This is a genomic window from Micromonospora sp. 4G55, from assembly GCF_016803375.1.
In genome coordinates this window covers 1-6,927 of the sequence record NZ_JAEVHN010000315.1, presented here as the reverse complement: position 1 = coordinate 6,927, position 6,927 = coordinate 1, and the positions used below count along the sequence as shown (strand labels likewise).

Annotated in this window: 6 protein-coding genes, 1 pseudogene and 1 riboswitch; of the genes and pseudogenes, 2 read left to right on the top strand and 5 right to left on the bottom strand. The window is 74.3% G+C overall.

Translation table 11 applies throughout. The annotated features are described in order from the left end of the window. The 3 genes from JNW89_RS36900 to JNW89_RS22595 all read right to left on the bottom strand — a co-directional run. On the bottom strand, positions 1–311 hold a 311-nt coding region (locus tag JNW89_RS36900), incomplete at its 3' end, for a S8 family serine peptidase (protein ID WP_309140019.1). Then, on the bottom strand, positions 194–1,087 hold the full coding sequence (locus tag JNW89_RS22600; protein ID WP_309140018.1) for a S8 family serine peptidase: 894 nt from the start codon (positions 1,085–1,087) through the stop codon (positions 194–196). The genes JNW89_RS36900 and JNW89_RS22600, both read right to left, overlap by 118 nt. A gap of 246 nt (positions 1,088–1,333) precedes the next feature. Continuing rightward, positions 1,334–1,663, bottom strand: coding sequence for a helix-turn-helix domain-containing protein (locus tag JNW89_RS22595; RefSeq protein WP_238450417.1), 330 nt, complete (start codon positions 1,661–1,663; stop codon positions 1,334–1,336). 232 nt (positions 1,664–1,895) lie between these two features. Between JNW89_RS22595 and JNW89_RS22590 the strand changes: the two genes are divergently transcribed. Beyond that, a complete protein-coding gene (locus JNW89_RS22590) occupies positions 1,896–2,549 on the top strand; it encodes a carbonic anhydrase (protein WP_238450416.1) in 654 nt (217 codons plus the stop codon). A 65-nt stretch (positions 2,550–2,614) separates the two neighbouring features. Here the strand turns inward: JNW89_RS22590 and JNW89_RS22585 are convergent, their stop codons facing one another. Beyond that, complete coding sequence (locus tag JNW89_RS22585) at positions 2,615–3,634, bottom strand: hypothetical protein (protein ID WP_238450415.1); 1,020 nt, start codon at positions 3,632–3,634, stop codon at positions 2,615–2,617. Positions 3,635–3,638: 4 nt separating this feature from the next. Further along, positions 3,639–3,769, bottom strand: a riboswitch (cyclic di-AMP (ydaO/yuaA leader). A gap of 166 nt (positions 3,770–3,935) precedes the next feature. Beyond that, positions 3,936–5,273, bottom strand: a complete 1,338-nt coding sequence (locus JNW89_RS22580) for a YibE/F family protein (RefSeq protein WP_238450414.1) — start codon at positions 5,271–5,273, stop codon at positions 3,936–3,938. 318 nt (positions 5,274–5,591) lie between these two features. Between JNW89_RS22580 and JNW89_RS22575 the strand changes: the two are divergent. Beyond that, positions 5,592–6,927 (top strand): annotated as a pseudogene (locus JNW89_RS22575) (HAD-IC family P-type ATPase); the annotation flags it as partial.

Genomic DNA, 6,927 nt, shown 5'->3' with positions numbered 1-6,927 from the left:
TCCGCCGCGCCGGGCGGCGGCATGGCCCCGACCGGGGGATCGGTCCGGGTGCCGAGCAGGCTGGTCAGCGCCCGGTACGGGTTCACCACCCCGTACCCGAGCTCGGGGTTGTGCCCCTCGGGCGGGTTGTCGGCGGTGCGGGTGAGCCGGTAGGCGACCTGTTCCGGGGTGAGGTCGGGCCGGGCGGCGCGGATCAGCGCCGCCGCGCCCGAGACGTACGCGGCGGCGAAGCTGGTGCCGCCCTGCGGCTCGGCGAGGTAGCCCTGACCGCCGGGGGCGGGGCCGACGATGTCCAGCCCGGGCGCGGCGATGTCCACGTAGTTGCCGCTGACCGAGCTGCCGACGTGACCGCCTTCCCGGTCCGACTCCGGCGACCGCGGATCACCCCCGGGTACGCGGCCGGGTACGCCGGCAGGTCCTGCTGCTCCTGCTGCCGGTTGCCGGCGGCGGCCACCACCACGACGCCCTTGCCGAGCGCGTAGTCGACGGCCCGGGCGAGCTCCGGGTGGTCCACCGTGACCAGCGACAGGTTGATCACCTGGACGTCCTGGTCGGCCGACCAGCGGATCGCGTTGGCGATCTGCAGGGGCAGGCCGGGGTCGCTGGTGCGCTGGGTGTCGGGCAGCACCCGGACCGGCAGGATCCGGGCCGCGGGCGCGATGCCGCTGTACGGGGCTCCGGTGTCGTCCCGCCCGGCGATGATCCCGGCCACGATGGTGCCGTGGCCGGCCAGGTCGCACCGGCCCTGCATCGATGGCAGGCCGTTGAAGTCGCGGCCCTCGCGCACCTGCCCCTTGAGCAGCGGATGGGTGGGGGAGACGCCGGAGTCGATGACCGCCACGGTGATCCGCTCGCCCCGGGTGATCCGCCAGGCCGACGCCGGGTCGAGCCGGCGCAGCGCCCACGGCGTCTCGGCGGGGGCGACCCCGCCGGCCGGGCTGGGGCAGTTCGGGGCCGCCACGGCCGGTGCCGGTGACACCACGAGCGAGGCGAGCAGGGCCGCCACCACTCCACCGAGGACGGTCCGGGATGGACGCCCGGAGGTCTCGGTCAGCGCCGTCCCAGTCGGCCGGAAGCTCTCGCGCACGCGCTGAGATTACCGCCGCCGCGCCCGGGACGGGGCGACGGGCGGTCCGGTCCTTCAGGGCGCCCTGCGTCGGGCGTTGCGCGCCGACGAGGCAACCGGACGGGGCCGGCGGTCGTGCCGTGGTCGACCGGACCGACGTCCGGGCAAGCCGGTGGTCGGTCGGGCCGTGGTCACGTCGTGGTCGACCGGACCGACACCGGGGCCGGCGAGCGCCGCGCGGTCGGCGCGGAGCGACGAGGGCGGCCGTCAGGAGCTGGACTCGGCACGCTCGCCGGTGAAGAGGGCGAGCAGGTCACCCACCTGACGGTCGGACTCGGCCGGGTGCCGGAAGTGGCCGCGCGGGTTGACCGTGTACTCGTTGCGCCGGCCCACCCGGGTGCGGTGGAGGTAGCCGCCAACCTCCAGGTCGGCGACGATCGCCTGCGCGGCGCGCTCGGTCACCCCGACCTCGTCGGCGACGTCCCGCAGCCGGGCGGTGGGGTTGCGGGCGATGGCGAGCAGCACGTGCGCGTGGTTGGTGAGGAACGTCCAGTTCCGGGTGCTCCCGTTCTGCGCAGTCGTCGCCATGCCCGCCATCGTATGGCCAGTCCATCGGGTTTTCCGCCCTGGCTCCCCTGGCTCCGCCTCCCGGCCGGCAGCCCGCGGGACGCCGCGACGAAACATCACGTCGACGCCGGGGCAAAGTATGAAATCCGTATCACGTATACCTTGACGTATCTTCTGCTACGTGTGACGGTGGGCGGCGAGGCCGCCTCCGTCGCCGGCCGGGTGTGACCAGGCCGATCTCGTGAGGGACCGAGGTGAGGCAATGACCCTGACCGATCCGACGCAGGCGCTCGCCGAGCTGCACGCCGGCAACCGGCGCTTCGTGACGGGCGCGCAGCGCCACCCCAACCAGGACTCGCTGCACCGGGCGGCGGTCGCCGACGGCCAGCACCCGTTCGCGGTGATCGTCGGCTGCTCCGACTCCCGCCTCGCCGCCGAGATCATCTTTGACCGGGGTCTGGGTGACCTCTTCGTGGTCCGTACCGCCGGGCACACCGCCGGCCCCGAGGTGCTCGGCAGCGTCGAGTACGCGGTGAGCGTCCTGGGCACCCCGCTGGTGGTGGTGCTCGGCCACGACTCCTGCGGGGCGGTCCAGGCCGCCCGGGACGCCGCGCGAACCGGCACGCCGCCGGTCGGGCACCTGCGGGCGGTGGTGGACGCGGTGGCGCCCAGCCTCCGGCGGGCCGCCGAGCAGGGCGTCGACGACGTCGACGGGATTGTCGACATTCACATCGCGCACACCGTCGAGGCGCTGCTGGGCAACTCCGCCGTACTGGCCGCCGCGGTCGCCGAGGGGCGGTGCGCGGTGGTCGGCATGTCGTACCGGCTGGCCGCCGGTGAGGTGCGGACGGTGGCCGCGGTGCCGAGCGCCGTGCCGGCCCAGGCCGGCGATCGGGCGACCGCCGTCGCCGGCTGACCCCCCCCGCACGCGACGAGGGCCGCCCCCACCGGGGACGGCCCTCGTTCGGTACGCGCCGCGCGCTAGAGCATCGACATGTGCACGTGGTCGGTGTGGTTCGACGGTCCGCTGTACGACTTCCACCCGGTCGCCGGGAACCAGATCTGCCGGTTCCAGATCACGTAGTAGATGCCGAGCCGGTCGGCGTTGCGGATCAGGAACGCGGCCAGGTTGTTGCCGTACATCCGGGTGTCGTTGTTGTGCCAGGGCGCGAAGCCGCTCCGCTGCAACGACCAGTCGCAGGCCTTGCCCTTCGGGTGCTCCCACGGTCCACCGGGCCGGTAGCAGCCCGCGAACCGGTTGAAGCCGGCGCGCCGGACCTCCTTGTACGCGTGCAGGGTGCGCGGCGTGATGGTGCCGGAGGTGGTCGGGTCGTCCTCGGTACGCGACTCGGGACGCCAGCTGCCGTCCGCCATCCGGCCGGGGCCGATCCGGGCCACCGGCGAGGTCGCGTCGACCAGGCCGCCGGTGAAGCCCCGGCCACCGACCAGCTGGAGGGCCTTCTCCGCCTCCCGGCTCTCCCGGGCCATGTCGTTGGTGAGCTTCTGCTGCTCGCGCACCTCGGCGTCCAGCGCCAGCTTGGCCTGCTCCGCGCGGTTCTTGGCGGCGGTGACCTTGGCCAGCTTCTGCGCGTTGACCATGTTCAGCTCGTCCAGGGCGGCGGCTCGCCGGACGAACGAGTCGGGGGCGTCACTCTCCAGCAGCATCGCCACCGCGCCGATCCGGCCGGTCCGGTACGACTGCGCCGCGATCTGCGAGACCGTCGGCTGCAACGCCGCCAGCTCGTCCTGCGCGCGCCGCACCTCCAGCGCGAGCTGCTGCTGGCGCTTCTTGGACTTCTCCAGCTGCGTCTTGGCCTTCGAGTACTCGCGGTTGCGCAGCTCGATGACGTCGGTGAGCAGCTTGGGCTCGTCGTCCTCCTCGTGCCCGGAGGGGGTGGGGGTCGAGGGCGCGGCGATCGCGGCTGTCGGCCCGCCGAGGATGGCCAGAGCGGCGAACACGGCCACCACCGGAGTCAACCAGCGGCGCAGGGGTGCCGTCACAGTGTTCCCTTCCGTCGACCGCCGACCGGGTTAGCTGACGGGTTCGGGACGGAAGTGGCCCCTACCGCTCGCGCGGATTCACCCCATGTACCTGGTTCCCCGGTTCGCCTCGCGGCGATTGGGCGGCGGCACCGCAGGCGCCGCTGCGCGCCTTCGGCGGTGACCGGCAGCGAGGTTACCCGAGAGTCGTACCGGGGATCTACGTCCAGAACCCGACTAAAAGCGTTATTTCGTCGTAGCGATGCGTGACGAGTGACGCGTTCGTCAGGTTCCGCGTCGGCGTCGGTCACGCAGCGGAGTGTCACCATGCGGTGTCCGTGCTCCTTTCCGGGTCGGGCCACCGTGCGGGGGCCGGGGTGGACGGTCCGCCGGGACGCGACGCGCTCAGCGCCTCGAGCGCCGCGTCCCGGTCGGCGGAGGGGCGGGGCGTGGGTGCCGGTCCGGTGTCCCGGGCCGGGTCGTCGGCCGGGCCACGACCGGCGGTGGCGACCAGCGCGGCCAGAGCGGTGGTCAGCGGTACAGCGGCGACCAGGCCGAGCGTCGCCACCGCGCTGCGGACGATCTCCTGGGCCAGGAACTCGCTGGTGAGGATCTGGCTCACCGGCCGGCTGTCGGCGGTGAGCAGGAGCAGCAGCGGCAGCGAGGCGCCCGCGTAGGCGAGCACGATGGTGTTCACCGTGGAGGCGATGTGCGCCCGGCCGACCCGGGTGGCGGCCCGGTAGAGCTGCGTCCGGGACAGTCCGGGGTTGGCGTGCGCCAGCTCGGTGACGGTGGCGGCCTGGGTGACGGTGACGTCGTCGAGCACGCCGAGCGAGCCGATGATGATGCCGGCCAGCAGCAGCCCGTGCAGGTCGACGTCGCGCTGGTACATCGACAGCGTGGTGGCCTCCTCGCTGCCGAACCCGGTCAGGTGGGTGGCGGCGGTGGCCAGACTGCCGAGCACTCCGGTCAGCACCAGGCTGCCGAGCGTGCCGAGGACCGCCACCGAGGTCTGCGCGGTGATCCCGTGGGTCAGGTACAGCACCACGAACATGATCAGCGCGGAGCCGGTGATCGCGATCAGCAGCGGCGAGCCGCCCGCCGCGATGCCGGGTACGACGAAGGCCAGCAGGATGGCGAAGCTGGCGCCCAGCCCGGCCAGCGCGGCCAGCCCGCGCAGCCGGCCGAACGCCACGATCGCCGCCGCGAAGAGCGCCACCAGCCACACCAGGGGCTTGCCCCGCTGGTGTTCGGCGATCTGGTAACTGGTGGCGGTGGGGTTGGCCGGGTCGGCGAGCTGGACCAGCACCACCTCGTCGCCCACCGCCACGGTGGGCGCACCCGGGCCGGCGGGCACCGGGGTCTCCACCTGCTGGCCGCTGTCCGGGCCCTGCTCGACCTTGACCGTCACGGTCCCGCACGGGCCCTCGGCCGCGCCGGGCGCCTCCGGCGTCGGTGGGCAGGGTTCGGTCACCACCCGGGTCACCGTGCCGTGGTGGCGCGCCGGCTCGGCGCCGCCGTCGGCCGGCCGCGAGTCGCGCGGCCACAGCACCAGGGCGGCGATCACCGTGATGACGAACAGCGGGACCACCGTCGCGACGAGGATCCGCCGCACCCCCGGTGGGGCGGACGGAGCGGGACGGGTGTGGTCGGCGCCCATTGCGAGTCTCCCAACGATCCAGGGCGGGGTACGTGTCAGCCGGCCGGTCGGTTCACCGGCGGAACGTGCGTGGCGGAACGCGTACCCCGATGTGGGCCCTGGGTGCCGGCGTGCTCACCCAGGGCGACCGGGCGGCGTGGTCGCCCGGTGTGTCGACCCGCCCGGGCGGTCGCCCACGGCCGCCGAGCCCGGCGCGGTACGCGGGCCGGCGGCAGCTGCGGCGGATGGCGAGTCATGGCCGGAGAATGGTAGCCAGGTTCGGTGCGGGTCCGCCCGGTTCGTGCCATCGGCAGCGCGTCCACCGGGCATCGTGGGGGCATGGACCAGCACGCCGGACAGTCCGGGCCCCCGGGGTCGGACCGGCACCGGGGGCACGACAAGCACGCCGGCCACGACCCGGAGATGTTCCGCCGCCGGTTCTGGCTCTGCCTGGCGCTGACCCTGCCCGTGGTCGCCACCAGCCACATGGTGATGGAGTGGTTCGGCTACTCGCTGGAGTTCCCCGGCCGGTCCCTGGTCGGGCCGGTGCTCGGCTCGGTGGTCTTCTGGTGGGGTGGCTGGCCGTTCCTCGTCGGCGCGGTGCGCGAGGTGCGCGACCGGGCCCCGGGGATGATGCTGCTGATCGGGATGGCGATCACCGTCGCGTACGCCGCCTCGCTCGCCACCAGCCTCGGCGCCTTCGAGCTGGACTTCTGGTGGGAGCTGGCCGCCCTGGTCACCATCATGCTGCTGGGGCACTGGCAGGAGATGAAGGCCGTCGGGCAGGCGCGGGGTGCGCTCGCGGCGCTGGCCGCGCTGCTTCCCGACGAGGCCGAGCGGGTCGGGCCGCAGGGCGGCACCGAACGGGTGCCGGTGAGCGGGCTGCGGGTGGCCGACGTGGTGCTGGTCCGTCCCGGTGGCCGGGTGCCGGCCGACGGGCGGATCGTCGACGGGGCCGCCGAGCTGGACGAGTCGATGGTCACCGGTGAGTCCCGCCCGGTCTCCCGGGCGGTCGGGGACCGGGTGGTGGCCGGCACCGTCGCCGCCGACTCGGCGATCCGGGTCCGGGTGGAGGCCGTCGGCGACCAGACCACCCTCGCCGGCATCCAGCGCCTCGTGGCGCAGGCGCAGCAGTCCGGCGGACGGGCGCAGGCGCTGGCGGACCGCTTCGCCGCCTGGCTCTTCTACATCGCCACCGGCACCGCCGTGCTGACCGTCGTGGTGTGGACCGCGCTGGGCGCGCGGGACGAGGCCGTGGTGCGGACCGTGACGGTGCTGGTGATCGCCTGCCCGCACGCGCTCGGCCTGGCCATCCCGCTGGTGATCGCGCTCTCCACCGCGTTGGCCGCCCGCTCCGGCGTGCTGGTCCGCGACCGGCTCGCGCTGGAACGGATGCGGACCGTGGACGTGGTGCTCTTCGACAAGACCGGCACCCTCACCAAGGGGGAGCACGCGGTGGTCGGGGTGGCGCCGCGCCAGGGACCGGCGAGGACGAGGTGCTGCGGCTCGCCGCCGGCGTCGAGGCGGACAGCGAACACCCGCTGGCCCGGGCGATCGTCGCGGCCGCCGCCGAGGGACCGGCGAGGACGAGGTGCTGCGGCTCGCCGCCGGCGTCGAGGCGGACAGCGAACACCCGCTGGCCCGGGCGATCGTCGCGGCCGCCGCCGAGCGCGGC

Bases quoted from the DNA above. Each gene is read 5' to 3' on its own strand.
- JNW89_RS22595 (WP_238450417.1), bottom strand. From the start codon at position 1,663: ATGGCGGGCATGGCGACGACTGCGCAGAACGGGAGCACCCGGAACTGG.
- JNW89_RS22590 (WP_238450416.1), top strand. From the start codon at position 1,896: ATGACCCTGACCGATCCGACGCAGGCGCTCGCCGAGCTGCACGCCGGC.
- JNW89_RS22580 (WP_238450414.1), bottom strand. From the start codon at position 5,273: ATGGGCGCCGACCACACCCGTCCCGCTCCGTCCGCCCCACCGGGGGTG.